Below are 20,112 nucleotides of genomic sequence, written 5' to 3' on the forward strand. Positions count from 1 at the left end.
GGGGCGCCGTCCGGCGGACCGTCAGCCGCCCGGGGCCGGCGGCAGCCGGAAGCCGACCTCGGCACCGCCGCCGGGAGCGGCGGCGGCGAAGACGGTGCCGCCGTCCGCGACGACCAGGTCGTGGACGATGGCCAGGCCCAGCCCCGAACCCGGGGTCGACTGGGTGCCGGCGGCACGGTAGAAGCGCCCGAAGACGGCCTGCCGGTCGCCGGCGGCGATCCCGGGCCCGCGGTCGCGCACGGCCAGCCGGGTGCCGGTGACGCGGACCTGGACCAGGGTGCCGTCCGGACTGAACTTGACGGCGTTGCCCACCAGGTTGTCCACGCAGCGCTGGAGCGCCCGCGGACGGGCCAGCACCGGGACGGGCCCCTCGGTGATGACGGCGATCTCCCGGCCGGTGCGGCGGCGGAAGCGCCGCGCGCTGTCCTCGGCGGCGGCCGGCAGGTCGAGCGGCTCCGGCTCCTCCGCGCTCTGCTGGTCGGTGGCCAACTCGACCAGCTCACGCACGAGTTCGTCGAGCGCGACGGTCTCGGTGACCAGGGTCGCGAGGATCTGCTCCTCGTCCTCGGGAGCGAGCCGGCCGCGGGCGCGCTGGAGGAGCTCGGCACACCCGCGCACCGAGGTCAGCGGGGTGCGCAGCTCGTGGCTGGCGTCCTGGACCAGGCGCTGCTGCTGCTCGCGGGAGCGGCGCAGCGCGCCGACCATCGACTCGAAGGCCCGGGTGAGGCCGCCGACCTCGTCGCGCCCGGCGGCGGGCAGCGGGGTGGCCAGGTCACGGGTGGTGGTGATGTGCTCGGCGGCGCGGGCCAGGCGCCGCACCGGGCGCAGGATGCGGCCGAGGACGAGCCAGCTGAGCAGGGCGCAGGCGGCGGCGGCCGCCACGCTGGTGACGGTGATCCGCCGCAGGAACGCGTCGTCGACCTCGGTGACCCCGGCGTAGGTCTGGCCGACCATCACCGCGCCCTGCCCGTCGGGGCGGGCCTGGGTGAGGACGCCGTAGGGGGTGCCGTCGACGGTGGCGTCCTCCTGGCGGGAGCCCTGCCCGGTGCGGGCCACCTCCAGGGCCCGCTCGGAGACCGGCAGCGCCGGCCCGCCGCCCGGGGCCAGCGGCCGGGCGGTGCCGTCGGCGGGCAGCAGCTGTTCGACGGTGTCGGGCCGGGCGGGCGGCAGCCGGCCGAGGTCCAGGGCGGCGAGCACGGTCTCGGCCCGGTCCCGCAGGCTCCGGTCGAGCTGGTCGGAGACCAGGGTGCTGACGCCGCGGTAGGCGGCGGTGACGGGCACGGCGATCGCCAGCAGGACGGAGGCGAGGACCACCAGGCCGATGCGGGTGCGCAGCATCAGGCGGTCCGGGCGGTGTAGCCGACGTTGCGCACGGTGTGGATCAGCCGGGGCGCGCCGTGCTCCTCGGTCTTGCGGCGCAGGTAGCCGACGTACACGTCGAGCGAGCGCGAGTCGGTGTCGAAGTCGTAGCCCCAGATGCGCTCGTAGATCCGGTGGCGGGTCAGGACGGTGCCCTGGTTGCGCAGCAGCAGCTCCAGCAGGTCGAACTCGGTCTTGGTCAGGTCGAGCCGGCGCCCGCCGCGGTGGGCCAGCCGGGCGGCCGGGTCCAGGGCGAGGTCGGCGAGGACGAGCCCGGTGGCCTCGCCGTCCCCGGCGTCGAGCGGCTCGGTGCGGCGCAGCAGGGCGCGGATGCGGGCCAGCAGCTCCTCGGTGGCGAAGGGCTTGGCGAGGTAGTCGTCGGCGCCCGCGTCCAGCCCGGCGACCCGGTCGCCGAGCTGGTGGCGGGCGGTGAGGACGAGGACGGGCAGGCGGTCGCCGCGCCGGCGCAGCATCCGGCACAGCGCGAGGCCGTCGAGGCGGGGCATGACCACGTCCACCACCGCGAGGTCGGGGCGCCGGTGCTCCAGGAGCTCCAGCGCCTCCTGGCCGTCGGCGGTGGTGAGCACCCGGTAGCCCTCGAAGCGCAGCAGGTGGTCGAGGGTGGCGCGGACACCGGGGTCGTCCTCGACGACCAGGACGGTGCGCCGGGCGTCGGCGGTGGGATCTGTCATGGTGTCATCCTCGCTGGTGGCGGGCGTGGTCAGGCCGGTCGGGGGCTGCCGACGACGCGTCAGCGGGGGACCGGGACGACCGCGACCGGCGGGATCCGGACCAGGCAGGAGGTGTCGCCGACCTCGCCGGTGCGGATGAAGCCGCTGGAGATCTCCAGGGCGCAGCCGGTGGACTCCATCTCCGGGAGGTGTCCGCTGTTGGGTACCGAGACGAACGCGCTGTGGCGGAACTGGGCCGCCGACAGGCGGGAGTTGACCTCGGGGGTGTTGGTGTCGAGGTCCCCGGAGAGCACCAGGACGGGCACGTCGGGCAGGTTCCCCAGGTCGGTCGGCTGCGGGCGGGCGGTACCCCGGCGCGGCCAGTTCAGGCAGTTGTCCCCGCCGTCGGTCTGGCCCGCGGCCCAGCCCTCGGGGCTGAAGGCCCCGAAGTCGGCCGGGTCGGCGGCGGCCAGGGCGGCGCGGTACTGGCGGCGGCGCTCCGACACCGGGGCGTCCGGGTCCCAGGCGCGGACGTAGTCGTTGCAGGTGACGGCCAGGAAGGAGGCCTGGTCCTCGGTGCCGGTGCCCTCCATCTCGCCGCGCACCAGGGCGGACAGCGGCCCCTCGTCGCCCGCGGCGAAGGCGTGCAGGGCGGCGGGCAGGGCGCCGAGCAGCCCGGACTCCCCGGGGTGCAGGCCGATGCCGCGGGTGGCCGGCTCGTACATCAGGTCGGCGAGCTTGTCCTCGGTGAACAGCACGGTGCGCCGCTCGCCGCCGGCCTCGGCGGTCACCTTCAGCGGGCGGGCGCGCAGCCGCTCGGCGACGGCGGCGAGGTCGTGCACCGCGGTGTCCGGGTCGCAGGCGCCGCTGCGCTCGCAGATCCGGCGCAGCGTCAGGGAGACCTGCTGGGCGCCGGGCCGGGCCAGGGAGTCGAAGGCGACCGGGTAGGCGCCGGACAGCACCACCTTCTCGACCCGCTCGGGATGGCGGTCGGCGTAGACCGGCATCAGGTAGGTGCCGTAGGACATGCCGTACAGCACCAGCCGGGGGGCGCCCAGGCGCTCGCGGGCGGCGTCGATGTCGTCGGCGGTGGCGGCGCTGGTGTAGCCGCGGGCACGCGGGCCGAGTTCCTCGGCGCACTCGGCGACGAGCTCGCGCTGTTCGGGGCGCGGGGCCCAGCGGTACTCGGCCTCGGTGACGTCGCAGGGCAGCCGGCCGGAGCGGCCGGTGCCACGCGGGTCCAGCAGGAGCACGTCGTAGTCGTCCAGCACCCCCCGCAGCGCACCGGCCACCTGCTCGGCGCGGTCGATCAGGGTCTCGCCGGGGCCGCCGGGGTTGAGGGCGACGGTGCCCAGGGCCGGACCGGGGCGGCTGTGGCGCACCACCGCGTAGCTCACGTCGACGCCGCCCAGGCGCGGCTCGCCCGTCACCAGGGGCCGACGCATGGTCGTGCAGTCGACCCGGTGGCCGGGGACGGCCGGGCACCACGCGGGCCGGCCCTGCGCCCCGGCGGCGGAGGCCTGCGCGGGCGGGGCGGCGGCGAGCGGCAGCGCCGTCGCCAGTACCGCCAGGGCCGCGGCGGCCAGGGCGCCCCGCCGGGCCCGCCGCCCCGCGCCGCCCGTGTCCGCGCCGTTCGCGCTCGCGCCGTTCGCCCCGGTGGCCGTGCCCCTCGCCGTGCTCGTCGTCATCGCGGTGTCCTCCGTACGTCCTGCGGTCGGTGTGGGCACGACTCTGCCGGGCGCCCGTCAGCCGTTCGGCAGAGTGACGGCAAAGGCGTGTAAGAACCCCGGGCGCGTACGGACCCGGGCGCGCGGGAACCCGGGGGCGTAGGACCAAAAGCCGATGGCCCCGCGCCCGGCCTCCCGGGTGGAATGGCCCGATGGATCACGTGCCACGACCCGAGCCGTCGCACCCCGAGCCGTCGCACACCGGCCCCACCGGCGGCCTCACCGCCGCCCAGCGGGACGCCTACCTCGACCGCATCGGCCTGCCCGACCCCGGCGCGCCCTCCCCGCGCGCGCTCGCCCGGCTCCAGCTCGCGCACCTGCGCACCGTCCCGTTCGAGAACCTGGACATCCACCTCGGCGAGAGCATCGTCCTCGACCCCGCCGCCCTGCTGGCCAAGGTCGTGACCCGCCGCCGCGGCGGCTTCTGCTACGAACTCAACGGCGCCTTCGCGCAGTTGCTCACCTCGCTCGGCTACCGGGTCGGCCTGCTCGCCGCCCGCGTCTTCGACGGCGAACGGCTCGGCCCGCCCTTCGACCACCTCGCCCTGCGGGTGGACCTCGACGAACCGTGGCTGGCCGACGTCGGCTTCGGCCGCTTCAGCCACCACCCGCTGCGCCTCGACGAGCGCGGCGAACAGGCCGACGCCGAGGGCGCGTTCACCCTCACCCCGACCGGCACGGACGGCGACCTGGACGTCCTGCGGGACGGCACGCCCCAGTACCGCCTGGGCCCGCGCCCGTACGAACTCGCCGACTTCGCCCCGACCTGCCGGTGGCAGACCACCTCACCGGACTCCCACTTCACCCGCTCCACGACCTGCACACTGCTCACCGCGGACGGCGGCCGGGCGACCCTCAGCGGCAACCGCCTCATCACCACCACCCCGGCCGGCGAACGCACCGAACGGCCCCTCACCGAGGACGAGGCCCTCGCCGCGTACCGCACCCGCTTCGGCATCACCCTGGACCGCCTGCCGAGCCTGCCGGCCCTCCCCGGCTGAGCGCCCGGCGACCGCCCGCCCGGGCGAAAACCGGTTGCCGCCGCGCGGGCCGACGGCGAGACTGCGGTCCGACCCGCCCGGCCGGTGCGGCCGCCGGGGGTGTCCCGCCCGTCCGGCCCGGCCGGATCCGCCCACCTGCGAAACCGGGGTCGCCCCATGCCCACCGAGCCGACCGCCCTGCTCCACCCGCGTGCCCTGCGCCCCGGCGACCTGGTGGCGGTGGCCGCGCCGTCCGGTCCGCTGGACGAGGCGGACCGGCCCCTCCTGGCTCGCGGCACGGCCGTACTGGAGGAACTCGGCTTCCGGGTACGGGTGTGCCCGTCGGTCGCCGAGGGGCGCCGGCACTGGTGGGCCGCGGGCCGTCCCGCCGAGCAGGCGGCGGAGTTCAACGCGCTGCTGCGCGACCCCGAGGTGCGGGCGATCGTCGCGCACACCGGCGGGCAGGCGGTGACGGGCTGGCTGGACCAGCTGGACCTGGACGCCGTACGCGCCGACCCGAAGCCGGTGCTGGGCTGCAGCGACGTCTCCCAGCTGCTGCTGGCCCTGCACGCCCGCACCGGACTGGTCGGCGTGCACGCCGACATGGCCACCTACGGCTTCGGCGAGTGGAGCGGGCGCTTCGCGGGCGGGCCCGAGGAGGACGGCGCGCACCGGGCGCTGCGCGAGGCGTACCTACGGGTGCTCACCGTCCCGGCCCCGCCCGGGCCGCTGCCGGCGCTCTCCCCGTGGCAGTGCTGGCGCGCCGGCCGCGCCCGGGGCCCGCTGGTCGGCGGCCTGCTCAACCGGCTCGTCGCCCTCCAGGCCACCCCGTACGCCGTCCCCGCGTGGTCCTTCGACGGCGCGGTGCTCTTCTGGGAGGAAGTGGACCGGCCGCTGTCCGCGGTCTGGAAGGACCTGCACGTGCTGCGGCTGTCCGGCGTCCTGGACCGGATCGCGGCGATGGTGGTTGGCACCCCGCACCGGGTCGGCTCCGACGGGCCCGCCGGCGCGGGAGAGCCGTCGCTGCGCGAGGTGGTCCTGGACGTGCTCGGCGACCGCCCGCTGCCCGTCCTCGCCGGCGTGGACTTCGGCCACGCCGGCCCCAACCTCCCGCTGCCCCTCGGCGTGCGGGCCGAGGCCGACGCCACCGCCCGCACCCTCACCCTGCTCACCCCGGCGGTCTCCTGACCCCCCGCCGGGGCCGGCCGCCGCAGCGGTCAGGCGACGAGGCAGAGCCCGTCGTACCGGCCCGTGGACGGGGCACGGCCCCGGCCCGTGCGGCTCGGGACGGCGGCGTAGCGGGCCAGCTCGTCCTGGGCGAGCGAGAGCAGGTCGCCGAGGCCGAGGCCCAGCGCCCGGGCGGCGGCCGCGAGCACCTCGGAGGAGGCCTCCTTGCGCCCGCGCTCCAGCTCCGACAGGTACGGCATCGAGATCCGGGCCGCCTCCGCGACGTCCTTCAACGTGCGTTCCTGGGCGAGCCGTTCGCGCCGCAGCACGTCGCCGACGACGTCGCGCCACAGCGGCTCCCGCCGTACGGGCGCCGGGTGCGGGGGACGGGACGGCCCGCCGGACACGGGCGGCTGCGCCTGCGGGCGCAGGGGGATGACGCGGGCTTCGTTCGGCGCATGGGTGCTCACCCCTCACACCCTAGGGATCCGGCGCCCCGGGGGAAGAGCACGGGGTTCCGCCCTGGGTGAAGCCCGCGCGCCGGCCGCGGCCCCTCAGCCCCTGGGCGTCCGGCCGGGAGGCCGCCGCCGGGCCGGACCACGGCGTCGGGCGGTTGCCGGGCACCTGTATCTTGATCACTCGCCGGCCCGGCCGGCGTCCCGTCCCAGGGGGTGACGCGTGGGGCCGGGCCGCTGCCGTCGGGGAGCCGGGCAGGAGGCCCCCGACCCGGGGCCGAGCAGCGGCCCGCCCGACATCCCACCGTTCCCGAAGGATTCCGCATGACCGTTCCCGTCCCGCCCGACAGCAGCCCGCGGCCTGCCGAGGAGCCGGCCGCCGCCGACCCGTGGGCGCCGCCGGGCCAGGGCCGGGACGCGGCCCCCACGGTCCCCGGCCCCGGCTTCGGCCCAGCCCCCGCTCACGCCCCCGCCGCGGGCCCCGGGCAGATACCGGGTCAGGCCCCCGGTCAGGCACCCGGCGCCCCGTACTGGCCGCCCTACGCGATGCCGGCGCCCGCGCCGCAGCCCCGCAACGGCCTGGGCATCGCGGCCATGGTGCTCGGGATCGTCGGCGTCGTGCTCGGCCTGACCATCATCCTGTTCTGGCTGTCCTGGCTGCCCGCCCTGCTGGCCGTGGTCTTCGGCGTGATCGCCCTGGGCCACGTGCGCAAGGGCCTGGCGGCCAACCGGGCGATGGCCCTGGCGGGCGTGGTCCTGGGCGTCACCGGCCTGCTGGTCTCGGTCGGCACCGGCGTGTTCGTCGTGAACCGGGTGCAGGAGGTCCACCGGGAGCAGAAGGCGCAGGCGGAGGCCGCGCGCATCCGCTTCGAGACCGCGACCAAGGCCGCCGAGGAGCGGGCGGCCAAGGAGAAGGCGCGGATCGAGGCCGAGCGCCAGCGGCTCGCGGCCGAGCAGGAGAAGCGGGCCGCGGACGAGCGGGCCCGGCGCCTGTCGTTCGGCCAGTCCTACACCTACCCGGACGGGCTGAAGGTCACGATGGCCGCGCCGGAACCGTACGTCCCGCGCGGGGGCGTGGGCGAGACCCCCAAGGACGCCACGATCGTCCAGGTGAGGATCACCGTCGTCAACACCGGGCCCGCGGAGGTCTCGCTCCTCGGTTCGGGGCTGCCCACCGTCCGGGACGCCAAGGGCAACCTCGTCTTCACCCTGATCGACGGCAGCGGACGGATGAAGATCCTCACCAAGTCCCTGGCCCCGGGCGAGGAGGCCACCGGGCTGACCGCGTACGCCCTGCCGGCCGGCGCGGGCGACCCGTTCTCCGTCCGGTTCGACCACACCATGGGCACGGAGTACAAGGACGTCATCTGGACCGGCCCGGCCGGCTGACCCCCGACCGGCCCCCACCACCCGAGGCCGCCCGACCGCCCCCCGCGACAACTCTGACGGCACGTCACGAATCGGCAACCGAGGCCCCGTCTCGGTCACCACCGCCGTCGCCGGCATCCGCAACCAGACCACGGACAAGGTGGCGATGCCCTCGACGGACGACGTCACCGAGGGCTGGAGGCGGATGCACGGCAGCAACCGGGTCAACGGCGCGAGCGGCTGGATCTGCCTCGACCCGCAGGGCAACGCCTACAACAAGGCCGTGCCCGTCGTCGAACTCGACCCGAAGATCAAGAACGCCGTCCTGGTCGGCCTCGCCTGGCCCCTCGGCCACGCCCCCGACGCGACCTGCCCGATCGGCAGCGACGGCTGACCCCCGGGCAGGGGCCGCGCCCACCGGGACCGCGACCCCTGCCCGCCGCCGCCTCAGCCGCCGTCCTTCTCGCCGTCCTTCGCGCCGTCCCCGCCGCCGAAGGCGGACTCGAACTCGTCGATGTCCTCCTGGCCCAGCGAGATCAGCGAGAAGTCCGACGGGGTGTGGCCGCCGGAGCCCTCGTCGGCGTGCCGCACCAGGCCCTCCAGCACCGCCCGCCAGCGCTCGGCGAGGTCCGCCAGCTCCGCCCCGCCGAGCAGCCCGGCCGGCGACTCCAGGACGAAGGACAGCTCGGGGCCCTCGGGCAGGTCCCGCGCCCGGCCGTTGATCTCCAGCACGTGCCGCAGCGGCATCGCCGGGTCGACACCGCCGGGCATCACGTGCTCGCCCGCCGACGTCCACGGCCGCCCACCGGTCGCGGAGCCCACCCCGGCGTCCGCGTCCGCGGAGCCCGCCTCCTCACCGGAACCGCCGAACCGGCCCAGGTAGTTGAACCCGATCTGCGGCGCCGCCAACGGCGCGAGCACCGACCGCGTGGCCGGGTTGGCGTACCTCAGCAGCCCGTACCCCAGACCGTCGCCCGGCCGCTGCCGCAGCTGCTCCTTGACCCGCTTGATCAGCCGCGCCACGTCCTCCCCGCCCGCCCGGACCTCGGCCGGGTCGATCGGCCCGGTCTCCAGCCACACCGGGTGGACGGCGGTGAACCAGCCGAGGGTGCGCGTCAGGTCCATGTCCTCCGACAGCGGCACCCGGCCGTGCGCCTCCCGGTCGACCAGGAAGCCCTCCGGCACCGGCCTGCCCCGGGCGCGCAGCCACTCGCCGAGCGCCGCGGCCAGACCGGACAGCAGCACGTCGTCCACGCCCGCGTGGAAGGCGGCGGGCAGGGCCGCCAGCAGCGGCCCCGCGGTGCGCGCCGGGACGGTCAGCTCGGCGCGCGAGCGGCCGCCGCCCGCGGTGTCCACGCGCGGGTCGAGCGGCCGGTCGGCGAGCGGGTCCTCGACCCGGTCCACCACCCGCCGCCAGTCCGGCAGTTCGTCCACCGTCCGCTGCGCCCGGGCCCGCTCCGCCAGGGCGACCGCCCAGCGGCGGAACGACGTCGCCTCGGCGGCGACCGCCGCCCCGGCCGCGTCCGCGCCGCCGGCGGCCAGGGCCGCGTGGGCCAGGGCCAGGTCGGGCACCAGCACCCGCCAGGAGACGCCGTCGATCACCAGGTGGTGGGCCGTCAGCAGCACCAGGCCGCTGCGCCCGGCGCCGCGCTCCAGGAGCACGGCGCGCAGCATCACGCCGTCGCGCGGCGCGAGCGCGGCCTCGGCGGCGGTGGCCTGCTCGTCGACCAGCGCGTCCAGCCGCTCCCCGTCGAGGCCGGCCGCGTCCACCCGGCTCACCAGGTCCGCCGCGGCGACCGCCCAGGACGTGCCCGGCTCGGGCACCACCAGCTGCTCCTCGTCCTCCTCCAGCCGCGCCCGCAGCACCTCGTGCCGGTCGAGGACCGCCTGCAGCGCGTCCGTCAGCTGCCCGGTGGTCAGGCCGGGCGGCGCGGTCAGCAGCATCGCCTGGCTGCCCGCCCGGGCCACCGAGCCCGCCCGCCGCGCGACCTCGCGCATCACCGGGGTCAGCGGGACCGGGCCGTAGGGGACGTCCTCGGCGTGCTGCGCCGCCGTCCCGTCGACCGGCCCGGCCACCCGCGCGAGCTCCGCGGGCGTGCACAGCTCGAAGACCTGGCGCGGGGAGATCGCCAGACCGGCCTTGCCGGCCCGCCCGGCCAGCAGCATCGAGGTGATCGAGTCGCCGCCGAGGACGAAGAAGTCGTCCTCCGGGCCGACCTGTTCGAGGTTCAGCACCTCGGCGAACAGCCGGCACAGCAGCTCCTCCGCGTCGGTGGCCGCCTCGCGTCCGGCCGCCCGGCCGGCGAAGACGGGCCGGGGCAGGGCGGCCCGGTCGAGCTTGCCGTTCGCCGTCACGGGCAGTGCCCCGAGGACGGTCACCGAGGCCGGGACCAGGTAGTCGGGCAGCTTCCCGGCGAGGTGCTCCCGCAGCGCCTCCGGGTCGAGGGCGGACTCGTCGCCGCCGGCCGGCACGGCGTAGCCGGCCAGCCGCTTGTGGCCGTCCTCGTCCTCGACCGCGACGACGAGCGCCTGGGCGACGCCGGGGTGCGCGGCGAGCACGGCCTCGATCTCGGCCGGCTCGACGCGGAAGCCGCGGATCTTGAGCTGTTCGTCGGCGCGGCCGAGGAAGAGCAGCTGCCCGTCCGGGGTCCACTGCGCCAGGTCGCCGGTGCGGTACATCCGGGCGCCCTCGGGTTCGTCCTCGGCGGGGAAGGGGCAGGCCACGAAGCGCTCCGCGGTGAGTGAGGGACGGCCGAGGTAGCCGCGGGCCAGTCCGGCCCCGGCGAGGTAGAGCTCGCCGGTCATGCCGACCGGTACGGGCCGCAGGAAGGCGTCCAGGACGAACACCCTGGTGTTGTCCATCGGCCGCCCCAGCGGCACGGTGTCGGGCACCGCGTCCGGGTCGGTGAAGGGCAGCTGGGTGGTGAAGGCGGTGGTCTCGGTGGGGCCGTAGGTGGTGCGCACCACCATGCCGGGGTGGGAGCGCAGCAGGGTCCGTACGGCGTTCGCGGAGACGACGTCGCCGCCGGTGGAGACCTCGCGCACGCCGCCGAAGATGTGCGGGGCCTGCTCGGCGAGCACCCGGAAGTGCCCGGCCGTGGCGTGCACGTTGGTGACCTGCTGGGCCGCGATCAGCCGGCCGCGTTCGACGGTGTCGATGTCCCCGGGGGGCACCAGCACCAGCCGGCCGCCGTGCAGCAGCGTCGTCCAGATCTCGTAGGTGGAGGCGTCGAAGGCGTGGTTGGCCTGCACCAGCACCCGCTCCAGGGCCCCGCTGGACCAGCACTCGTCGAGGCAGAAGGCGAGGACGCTGCCGTAGGTCACCGCGACGCCCTTCGGCAGGCCGGTGGACCCGGAGGTGTAGATGACGTACATGAGGTTCTCCGGCCGGACCGGCACCGGCGGGAAGGCCCCGGCCTCCGCGTCCGCGTCCGTCTCCTCGGCGGGCTCCGCCGCCAGGCGCAGCAGCTCGGCGGGGGCGAACAGTCCGGCGTCGGCCAGGCCCCGCCCGGCGTTGGGCGCGTCCACCAGCACGACGGCCGGGCCCGCCTGCGCGGCCACCGCGCGGAGCCGCCCGGCCGGGTGCCGGCCGTCCATCGGCAGGTACGCCGCGCCGGCCTTCACCACCGCCAGCAGCGCGGTGATCAGCTCGGGCGAGCGCTCGGCCACCACGCCCACCAGGGTCTCGGGGCCCACGCCGAGCCCGGCCAGCCGGTGCGCCAGGCGGTTCGCCCGCCGGTCCAGCGCGGCGTAGGTCAGCTCGGTGTCCCCGGCGACCACGGCCACCGCGGCGGGGGTGCGGCGCACCTGCCGCTCGAAGAGCTCGGCGAGGGTCGCCTCGGGCAGCTCGCGGCGGGTCCGGTTCCCGGAGCCGTCCAGGTCCCGCCGCTCCTCGCCGGTCAGCACGTCGAGCCGGCCCAGGGGCACGTCCGGGTCGGCCGCGACCTGGCGCAGCACCAGCGTCATCCGGTCGACGAGGCCGCGGGCGGTGCGCTCGTCGAACAGGTCGGGCCGGTAGTCCAGCCGGATCTCGGTGTCGTCGGCCGGCGTGACGACGACGGTCAGCGGGTAGTGGGCGGCCTCCTCGCCGCCGCCGGCCGCCACCCGCACCCCGGTGGGGCCGCGCCGGGAGACCCAGGCGGGCATCGGCGGCGGCTTCGACGTCCCGTCGGCGGGCGCGGGCGCGGGCGGCTCCGGGCCCGGCCCACGCCCCAGCGGGCCGCCGGCCTGCTCCCCGCTGCGCAGCGCGGAGCCGCCCAGACCCTCGCCCGGGGGCGGGGGAGCGGCGGGCCGCGGCGCGCCGGGCGCCGCCGGGTCGGCGGCGGGGGCGGCCATCGGGCCGCGGGGGTAGTTCTGGAAGACCATCAGGGTGTCGAAGACCGCGCCCGGGCCGCCGGCGCGCTGGATCTCGGGCAGGCTCAGCTGCTGGTGGTCGAGCAGGGCGGCCTGCTGGTCCTGGAGGGCGGCCATGGCGGTGCGGAAGGGCACGGCCGCGTCCAGGCGCACGCGCACCGGCACGGTGTTGATGAACAGCCCGACCATCCGGTCGGCCTGCGGCACGTCGGCGGGGCGGCCGGAGACGGTCGCGCCGAAGACCACGTCCAGGCGGCCGGACAGCTTGCCGACCAGCAGCGCCCAGGCGACCTGGAAGACCCGGTTGAGGGTGACCCCGGCGTCGCGCGCGGTCTCCCGCAGCCGGTCGGTGAGGTCGTCGCCGATCCGGTCGATCGCGTGCCGGAGCATCACCGGCGGGCCGCTGCGGTCGGCCGGGCCCACCAGGGTGGGCTCCCCGGTGCCGGCCAGCATCGCGCGCCAGGCCGCGCGCGCGGCGTCGGTGTCCCGGCGGCCCAGCCAGGCGAGGTAGTCGCGGTACGGCGGCACCTTGGGGAGCACCGAGGGGTCGCCGCCGTTGTCGTAGATCCGCCACAGCTCGTCGAACAGGATCGGCAGCGACCAGCCGTCCATCAGGATGTGGTGCATCGTCACCACCATCCGGTACCGGTCGGGGCCGGCGCGCAGCAGCAGCACCCGCAGCAGCGGGGGCAGGCCGAGGTCGAAGCGCCGGGCGTCGGTCGCGGCCAGGGCGCCGGCGCGGGCGTCGGCCTCCCGCTCGTCCAGTGCGCCGAGGTCGGCGTACGTCCACGGGATCCGCACGCCCTTGGCGATCACCTGGACGGTGTCGCCGGCCGCGCGGGAGCGGAAGCCGGCCCGCAGGCTCGCGTGCCGGTCCAGCAGCGCCTGCCAGGAGGCCTGGAGCACCTCGGGCCGCAGTTCGCCGTCGAGGTTGAGGACCCGCTGCCCCACGTACACGTCCCGGGGCGCGTCCTGGTCGTACGAGGCGTGGAACAGCAGTCCCTCCTGGAGCGGGGAAAGCGGCCACACGTCCTCGACCGTCAGCTGGCTCATCGTGCTCTCCGTTCGGGTTGGTCGGGCCGTTCGGGTCGGTCGGGGCCGGCCGCCGCCTGGGGCGGCGGCAGCAGGCGCAGGGGGCCTCCGCCGGGCGGCAGCGGGGGCGGGGCGCCGTAGCCGTCGGCCGGGTCCGGTCCGGCTTCGGGGCGCGGCGCGGGCGGGTCGGCGAACTGGGTGCGGTAGAGCTCCGCGTACAGGCCGCCGGCGTCGACGAGCGCGGCGTGCCGGCCGCGTTCGACCACGCGCCCGTCCTGGAGCACCAGGATCTGGTCGGCCTCGCGGATCGTGGACAGCCGGTGCGCGATCACCAGGGCGGTGCGGCCGGCCAGGGCCGTCCACAGCGCCTTCTGCAGGGCCGCCTCGGACTCCGAGTCCAGGTGCGCGGTGGCCTCGTCGAGCACGACCACGGACGGCTTCTTGAGCAGCAGCCGGGCGATCGACAGGCGCTGCTTCTCGCCGCCGGAGAAGCGGTAGCCGCGGTCGCCGACGACGGTGTCCAGGCCGTCGGGCAGCGCCGCGACCACGTCCCGGACCTGCGCGGCCTCGCAGGCCTCGACGAGCTCCGCCTCGGTGGCGTCCGGCTTGGCGTAGAGCAGGTTGGCGCGGATGGTGTCGTGGAACAGGTGGGCGTCCTGGGTGACCATGCCGACGGTGTCGCGCAGCGAGGCCAGGGACAGGTCGCGCACGTCGACGCCGCCGATCCGCACGGTGCCCCCGGTCGGCTCGTACAGCCGGGCCACCAGCTGGCTGACGGTGGTCTTGCCCGCGCCGGAGGGCCCGACCAGCGCGGTCAGCCGGCCCGCCGGGGCGCGGAAGCTCACCCCGCGCAGCGCCTGGGCGGTGCCGGAGCGCTCCGGGGCCGGCAGCGACAGCGTCTCCAGCGAGGCGAGGGAGACCTCCTTCGCGGCCGGGTAGCGGAACGAGACGTCCTCGAACTCGACCTCCGGGGCCCGGCCCGGGCCCGGTACGGGCAGGGCGACGGCATCGGGCCGCTCCACGATCAGCGGCTTCAGGTCCAGCACCTCGAAGAGCCGGTCGAAGGAGACCAGGGCGGTCAGGTAGTTCGACTGCAGGTTGGAGAGCTGGTTGATCGGGCCGAAGAGCCGGGCCAGCAGGGTGGCCAGGGCCACCAGGGTGCCGATCTGGATGCTCCCGGCGACCACCAGCTCGCCGCCGACGCCGTAGACCACCGCGGTGGCCAGCGAGGCCAGCAGCGTCACCGTCACCAGCAGCATCCGCGCGTAGACGGAGGTGACCACGCGCACGTCCCGCACCCGGGCCGCGTTGCCGGCGAACCGGCCGTCCTCGCGCTCGGGCCGCCCGTAGAGCTTGACCAGCAGCGCGCCGGCCACGTTGAAGCGCTCCTGCATGAGCGAGCCGAGCTCGGCGTCCAGCTGCATCGAGGTGCGCAGGTTGCGCTGCAGCCGCCGCCCCACGACCCGGCCCGGCAGTACGAACAGCGGCACCGTGACGAGCACCACCAGGCCGATCAGCCAGGACAGGTAGAAGATCGTGGCGACCACCAGGCAGAGCACCAGCAGGCTGGAGAGCACGTTGGACAGCAGCACCGTCACCGCCTGCTGGGCCTCCATCACGTCGGTGTTGAGCCGGCTCACCAGCGAGCCGGTCTGGGTGCGGGTGAAGAACGCGAGCGGCTGGCGCTGCACGTGCCGGAAGACCTCGGTGCGCAGGTCGTAGATCAGCCCCTCGCCGATGCGCGCCGAACTTCGGCTGACCAGGAAGCCCACCAGGGCCTGCAGCAGCGCCAGGACCGCCACCGCGACGGCGGCGCCCGCCACCACGGCCCGGTCGCGCGGCACGATGCCGCGGTCGATGAGCTCCTTGAACAGCAGCGGCGTGGAGACGGTGATGAGGGCGTCGACCACGGTCAGCGTCAGCAGCGCGACGATCTGCCGCCGGTAGGGCCGCAGGTAGGGCAGGATCCGCCGGGAGGTGCCGGGCCTGACCTGCCCCCGGGCCGGCTGCGTCCCGTCGCCGGGGGTCGCCCGGATGGTGATCAGCGGGCCCGGGCCGCTCGTCATGGCGCGACGACCTCCCTGCCGTCCGGCGCCGCGGCCGTCGGGGCCGGCGGGCGCTGGTCGGTCCAGACGCGGTCGACGTACGCCAGGCACTCGTCGCGGGAGCCCCGGCCGCGGGCGATCCGCCACCCGGCGGGCACCTGCGCGAACCCGGGCCACAGCGAGTACTGGCCCAGGGGGTTGACCAGCACGAGGTAGGAGGCGTCCGGGTCGTCGAAGGGGCTGGTCATCTCGGTCTCCTTGTTCGTTCGGGTGCCGCCCGCCGGGGCGGCGGGGGAGGGCAGCGGCGCGGCGCTCTCACCCGGAGGGCCGGGCCGTGAAGCGGCCCGCCTTGCCGAGCACGTCCGCCGCGCGGATGCGCAGCGCCTGCTGGACGGCGAACTCCGCCAGGTAGGCGCGGAAGCCGTCCGCCGGTTCCAGGGCGAGGTTCACCATGCGGCGGTTGGCGGTGACGGCCGGGTCGCGCAGCAGCTCCAGGGCCCGTTCGACGGCCCGGTCGAGGTCCGCCGGGTCGACGACCTGGTCGACGAGGGTGCGGGCCTCCGGGTCGCTCGCGCGCACCCGCCGGCCGCCGAGGATGATCTGCCGGGCCAGCCGGGGGCCGGTCACCGCGGGCAGCCGGAAGTCCGCCGCGCCCGGGACGATCCCCTCCTGCGCGGCCGGCAGGCTCAGGTAGGCGTCGGAGGCCGCGAGCACGTGGTCCACCGCGAGCAGCAGCTGCATGCCGCCGCCGATCGCGAAGCCGTCCACCGCGGCCACCCACGGCATGTCGGTGAACGGGTAGCGCCAGGACGCGTCGTCCGTGCGCAGCCCGAGCAGCAGCTTCCTGAGGTAGCCGAGCTCGCGGCGCAGCAGGAACCCGACGAGGGTGATCTCGCCCGCGTGCAGCCGCTTGAGGTTGATCCCGGCGCTGAACACCCGGCGCCCCGCGTAGCGCGGGTGGGTCATCTCGCCGCCCCGGATCAGCCCGATCTCGCACCCCTCGTCCAGCAGCGCGAGGTCGACCGCGGTCTCCATGTCGTCGACCTGCTGCTCGTCCTCGGCGTTGAGGCGGTCCCCGGCGCACATGGTGATCCGGGCCACCCCCGCGCGCCGCTCCAGCCGGGTGCTGTCCATCCGCACCACCCCGGTGGCCCGGAACTCCCCGAGCAGCTCCAGCGCCCGCCCGGTGGGCCGCAGCATGGAGTCCATCAGGTGGCCGCCGGCGGCCGGGCCGCGCAGCACGCCGCGCAGCAGGACGCCCAGGTCGATCTCGTAGCCGAGGCGCTCGGCCACCGGCAGGGCCCGCTCCGCCCGCAGCTGCGCCGCGGTGGGCACCAGGTTCGGTACGGCGCGGGCGGCGCCCTCCACCAGGGCGTCCAGCCGGGGGCGCAGGGTGCGGCCCGCGGTGATCCGGTCGTAGAGCTCCTCGGCGTGGCGGTCCAGGAAGGCGGTGCGCCGCGCGCGGCCGGCGTCCAGCTCCCGCTCGGCGCGCTCGCGCTCCTCGCCGGTGCGCGGCCCGGGCGCGGGGAACGGGGGCAGCAGCCGCGCCGCCCGGTCGAGCCCGTCCGCGGCGCGCTCCCGTACGGCGGCGGGCGCCCGCCCGGTGGCCGCGCTCACGCCGTCACCCCGTCCGGGGCCCGGGTGCGCCGCAGCGCGCGGTCGCAGGCGGCCAGGTGCGGGCCGAGCGCGTCCTCGAAGCTCATCCACTGGGCGTCGAAGGCCAGTTGGCGGCGGATCGCGAGTTCGGGGCCGGACAGGCGGCGCAGCAGCCGGGCGGCGGCCGCCAGGGTGCGCCCGGGGTCCCGGCTCACCTGGTCCACCAGGCACCGCTCCAGGGCCTCGCGGGCGGTGATCGGCACCCCGAAGAGCACCGTGCGCCGGGCGCGGGCCGGCCCGAGCTGCTGGACCAGCCGGTAGCCGGCCATGCCCGGCCAGACGGCCTGCCCGTGGAAGGAAAGCAGCAGCCGCAGGTCCGGGGCCGCCACCCGGACGTCGGCCGCCAGCAGCAGGTCCAGCGCGACGCCGCCGCACTCCCCGCTCGCCGCCGCCAGGGTGGGCAGCCGCAGCCGCTCGAAGCGCCGTACCGCCCGCTCCCACTTCGTGACGGCGGCGGTGTCGCCCGCCTTCGCCACCGCCTCGCCGTCGGGGGCGCCGGACAGGAACAGGGTCGCGGCGTCGGCGCCGGCGCCCTCCGCCTCGTCGCACAGGGCGCCGAGGGCGGCGGTCAGCTCGGCCGAGATCTCCCGGCGGCCGTCCACGTGCAGCACGGGGCCCTCGGGCAGGGCGTTGACGGGCATTGCGGTCTCCCTAGGGTCGGTTCACCACTGGATGAGCGCGGACTCGATCGTCGAACCCGGCCCCATGGTCATCAGCACGCCGTAGTCGCCGTCGCGGACCACGCCCTCCCGCAGGAGCCGGTCGTAGGAGAAGAGGAACGAGCCGCTGGAGACGTTGCCGAAGTCGCGCAGCACGGTGATGGTGTGCCGCAGGTCGTGCCGGGTCAGCCCGAGGTTGACGGCGACCGCGTCGATGACCTTCTTGCCGCCGGAGTGCACCAGCCAGTGCGCGACGTCGTCGCGGCGCAGCGAGGTGCCCGCCAGCAGCCGGTCGACGACCCCCTCCACGTGCGCGCCGACCAGGTAGGGGACCTGCGGGTCCAGGAAGAAGCTGAAGCGGCCCTGGTCGCGGTCCCAGTCGTAGCGCATCGCGTCGATCGCGTCGACGATGGTCACGCTCGCGGTCCGCAGGATCCGGGGCCCCTCCAGCCGGCGGCCGGGCCCCTCCTCCTCGGCCTCCTCGTCCTCGGCCCCCTCCGCCGTGCGGCGCCCGTCGTTCACCGGGTCCGCCACCACCGCCACCGCCGCGGCGCCGTCGCCGAACAGGCTGTTCACCACGGCCGTGCGCATCGTGGCGTCCATCGTGTACGCGGCCGAGCAGGCCTCCGAGCAGACCATCACGGCCAGCCGGCCCGGGTTCGCCGCCGCCCAGTTGCCCACCACCGCCAGCGCGTTGAGCCCGGCGTTGCAGCCCATGCCGACGATGTCGGCCCGCGCGGTGTGCCAGTCCATGCCCAGCTCGCGGATCAGCAGCGCGCTCAGCCCCGGCGTCAGGAAGCCGGTCGAGGTCACGCAGCACAGGTACGCCACCTCCGACAGGTCGGCCCCGATCCGCTTGAGGCACAGCTGCAGTGCGTCCGCCCCCATGCTCACGGCCCACGCCTTGTGCTTGTCCAGCAGGTCGCCCTGGCTCTCCCGGAGCCTGGTGCCGTCCGGCGCCGCCGGCGGCAGCACCAGCGAACGCTGCCGGATGGAGCCCAGCAGGAACACCGAGCGCACCCGGCGGTCGGTGATCCCGAACAGGTCCAGCAGCTCCTCCTGGGAGTAGTGCTCGGGCGGCACGGCGGTGCCCACGCTCACGATGCGCGGGACCGTGGCGGCCGGCGCTCGGTCCAGGGCCGTGGTCATGGTGCGTCACTCTCCGTTCCGGGTACCGGGCACGTCACCACCGTGCGTCCACCACCGCGCGCCCCACCGCCGCGCGTCTCCTCACTGAGCGTCTCCACGAACCGCACCAGCCGCTCGACGCCCTCGACCACCTGCCCGGGCGTCAGGTAGCTGATCGACAGCCGGATGTCCCGCTCGCCCCCGCCGTGCGGATGGAAGAACTCCATCGGCGTCCAGATCACCCCGAACTCCCGGGCCGACCGCTCCAGCGCCGCCGTACCGGTCCGGAAACCGGTGCGCAGCGTGAGGAAGAACCCGCCGTCGGGCCGGTTCCAGCCCACCCCCAGCTCCCGGCGCCGCCGCTCCGGCAGCCACCGCTCCAACTGCGCGAGCGTCGCGGCCATGCTGCGCCGGTAGTGCTCGGCCGCCCGCGCGTTCAGCACCGACAGCCGCCCGTCCGAACCCAGCAGCGCACCCGCCGCGGCCGCCTGGCTGAGCGAGGACGTGTTCACCGTCACCATGCTCTTCACCTTCGCCAGGTCCCGCGCCAGCAGCCGGATCCCGCCGCGCCCGTCGCGCACCTCCTGGTCGGCCACCACGTAGCCGACCCGCGCACCGGGGAACACCGTCTTGGAATAGGTGCCGAGCTGGATCACGCTCCTCGACGTGTCGAGCGCCTTGAGCATCGGGCACCGCGGCCCCGGGCCGCTCAACCGGTAGGGACTGTCCTCCAGGACGAGCAGACCCTGGCGCCCGGCCAGCTCCAGCAGCCCGGTACGCGTCGGAAGGTCCAGCGTCGACCCGGTCGGATTCGCGTGGTCCGGCACCACGTACACGGCCCGTGGCCGCCGGCCCGCCGCCCGCTGCGCCCGCACCGCCGCGTCCAGGTCCGCGACCACCAGCCGCCCGTCACGCTCCGGCACCGCGACCACCGGGATGTCCAGCAGCCGCGCGGCCCCCATGATCCCGACATAACAGGGGGTCACGAGCAGCAGCACGTCCTCGGGCGTCGCGAACAGCGCGCGCAGCACCAGGAACATCGCCTCCTGCGCACCGACCGTCACCACGATCGCCTCGGGCGCGACCTCGAACCCCTCGTCCTGCCGCAGCGAGTAGGCGATCAGCTCCCGGATCTGCCCCGCCGCCGGCCCGTACTGGTAGAAGCCGCTGCGCACTTCGGCCGGCCCCGCGCCCCGGCTCTCCAGGTAGGCCGCGTACCGGCGCAGGTAGGTGTGGACCTCCTCGACCTCGAAGAAGCCGTCATAGGGGCGGCCCGGCGCGAAGGACACCGCGTCCGGGTAGCTGGACGTGATCTCGTTGAGGAAGTTCATCCGGTCGAGAACCGGGTCCTCGATGCTCGAGTGCAGCGTGGTCGAATCGAGCACCATGGTGCCCGCCTTTCCGTGGACGAGCCGCCGTGCGGCACCCCGTCGGACGGCGGATGCCAGGGCTCGCGTGAAGGACGCGCGGCAGGGCGACGGTGCGGCGGCGCCCCGTGGGCGGATCGCCGGT

At 76.2% G+C, this 20,112-nt stretch carries 15 protein-coding genes; 4 read left to right on the plus strand and 11 right to left on the minus strand.

Annotated elements, in window-relative coordinates:
• Positions 1-21 precede the first annotated feature (21 nt).
• Genes ACLWS4_RS23155 through ACLWS4_RS23165 form a run of 3 tightly spaced genes read right to left on the minus strand, consistent with a single transcriptional unit; the run spans position 22 to position 3,718 of the window.
• Positions 22-1,338: a HAMP domain-containing sensor histidine kinase gene (locus ACLWS4_RS23155; RefSeq protein WP_416875115.1), complete on the minus strand. Its 1,317-nt coding sequence runs from the start codon at positions 1,336-1,338 to the stop codon at positions 22-24.
• Complete coding sequence (locus ACLWS4_RS23160; RefSeq protein ID WP_049655787.1) at positions 1,338-2,051, minus strand: response regulator transcription factor; 714 nt, start codon at positions 2,049-2,051, stop codon at positions 1,338-1,340. The genes ACLWS4_RS23155 and ACLWS4_RS23160 overlap by 1 nt, the downstream gene beginning before the upstream one ends.
• Positions 2,052-2,110: 59 nt before the next feature.
• Entirely contained in the window at positions 2,111-3,718 is a 1,608-nt protein-coding gene (locus ACLWS4_RS23165) for an alpha/beta fold hydrolase (protein ID WP_416875116.1), read from the minus strand.
• A 191-nt stretch (positions 3,719-3,909) separates the two neighbouring features.
• Between ACLWS4_RS23165 and ACLWS4_RS23170 the strand changes: the two genes are divergently transcribed.
• The gene (locus tag ACLWS4_RS23170; protein ID WP_416875117.1) at positions 3,910-4,758 is read left to right on the plus strand and encodes an arylamine N-acetyltransferase family protein; all 849 of its coding nucleotides are present in this window, start codon (positions 3,910-3,912) and stop codon (positions 4,756-4,758) included.
• 156 nt (positions 4,759-4,914) lie between these two features.
• Positions 4,915-5,925: a S66 peptidase family protein gene (locus tag ACLWS4_RS23175; RefSeq protein WP_416875118.1), complete on the plus strand. Its 1,011-nt coding sequence runs from the start codon at positions 4,915-4,917 to the stop codon at positions 5,923-5,925.
• Between the two features lie 29 nt (positions 5,926-5,954).
• Here ACLWS4_RS23175 and ACLWS4_RS23180 read toward each other — a convergent pair whose 3' ends face one another.
• Positions 5,955-6,374, minus strand: coding sequence for a helix-turn-helix domain-containing protein (locus ACLWS4_RS23180; protein WP_416875119.1), 420 nt, complete (start codon positions 6,372-6,374; stop codon positions 5,955-5,957).
• A gap of 309 nt (positions 6,375-6,683) precedes the next feature.
• On the opposite strand from ACLWS4_RS23180, the gene ACLWS4_RS23185 reads away from it, so the two are divergent.
• Together ACLWS4_RS23185 and ACLWS4_RS23190 are read left to right on the plus strand one after the other, a co-directional pair.
• The gene (locus ACLWS4_RS23185; RefSeq protein ID WP_416875120.1) at positions 6,684-7,748 is read left to right on the plus strand and encodes a DUF4190 domain-containing protein; all 1,065 of its coding nucleotides are present in this window, start codon (positions 6,684-6,686) and stop codon (positions 7,746-7,748) included.
• 145 nt (positions 7,749-7,893) lie between these two features.
• The gene (locus ACLWS4_RS23190) at positions 7,894-8,121 is read left to right on the plus strand and encodes a hypothetical protein (protein ID WP_074005396.1); all 228 of its coding nucleotides are present in this window, start codon (positions 7,894-7,896) and stop codon (positions 8,119-8,121) included.
• A gap of 53 nt (positions 8,122-8,174) precedes the next feature.
• Here ACLWS4_RS23190 and ACLWS4_RS23195 read toward each other — a convergent pair whose 3' ends face one another.
• The 7 genes from ACLWS4_RS23195 to ACLWS4_RS23225 form a co-directional block, all read right to left on the minus strand.
• Complete coding sequence (locus ACLWS4_RS23195) at positions 8,175-13,133, minus strand: amino acid adenylation domain-containing protein (RefSeq protein ID WP_416875121.1); 4,959 nt, start codon at positions 13,131-13,133, stop codon at positions 8,175-8,177.
• On the minus strand, positions 13,130-15,178 hold the full coding sequence (locus ACLWS4_RS23200; RefSeq protein WP_074005398.1) for an ABC transporter ATP-binding protein: 2,049 nt from the start codon (positions 15,176-15,178) through the stop codon (positions 13,130-13,132). The genes ACLWS4_RS23195 and ACLWS4_RS23200 overlap by 4 nt, the downstream gene beginning before the upstream one ends.
• Complete coding sequence (locus tag ACLWS4_RS23205; protein WP_074005399.1) at positions 15,175-15,405, minus strand: MbtH family protein; 231 nt, start codon at positions 15,403-15,405, stop codon at positions 15,175-15,177. Before ACLWS4_RS23205 ends, ACLWS4_RS23200 begins: the two co-directional genes overlap by 4 nt.
• Positions 15,406-15,472: 67 nt before the next feature.
• On the minus strand, positions 15,473-16,774 hold the full coding sequence (gene dpgC / locus ACLWS4_RS23210) for a (3,5-dihydroxyphenyl)acetyl-CoA 1,2-dioxygenase DpgC (protein ID WP_074005400.1): 1,302 nt from the start codon (positions 16,772-16,774) through the stop codon (positions 15,473-15,475).
• Positions 16,771-17,454, minus strand: coding sequence for an enoyl-CoA-hydratase DpgB (gene dpgB, locus ACLWS4_RS23215; RefSeq protein WP_416875122.1), 684 nt, complete (start codon positions 17,452-17,454; stop codon positions 16,771-16,773). The genes dpgC and dpgB overlap by 4 nt, the downstream gene beginning before the upstream one ends.
• A gap of 21 nt (positions 17,455-17,475) precedes the next feature.
• Positions 17,476-18,621 (minus strand): 3,5-dihydroxyphenylacetyl-CoA synthase DpgA, encoded by a 1,146-nt coding sequence (gene dpgA / locus ACLWS4_RS23220; RefSeq protein ID WP_387975187.1) that lies wholly within the window; start codon positions 18,619-18,621, stop codon positions 17,476-17,478.
• Positions 18,618-19,988, minus strand: coding sequence for a PLP-dependent aminotransferase family protein (locus tag ACLWS4_RS23225; RefSeq protein WP_117484930.1), 1,371 nt, complete (start codon positions 19,986-19,988; stop codon positions 18,618-18,620). Before ACLWS4_RS23225 ends, dpgA begins: the two co-directional genes overlap by 4 nt.
• Positions 19,989-20,112: the final 124 nt, after the last annotated feature.

Source organism: Kitasatospora sp. SC0581, from assembly GCF_048159585.1.
Taxonomy (GTDB): Bacteria; Actinomycetota; Actinomycetes; order Streptomycetales; family Streptomycetaceae; genus Kitasatospora.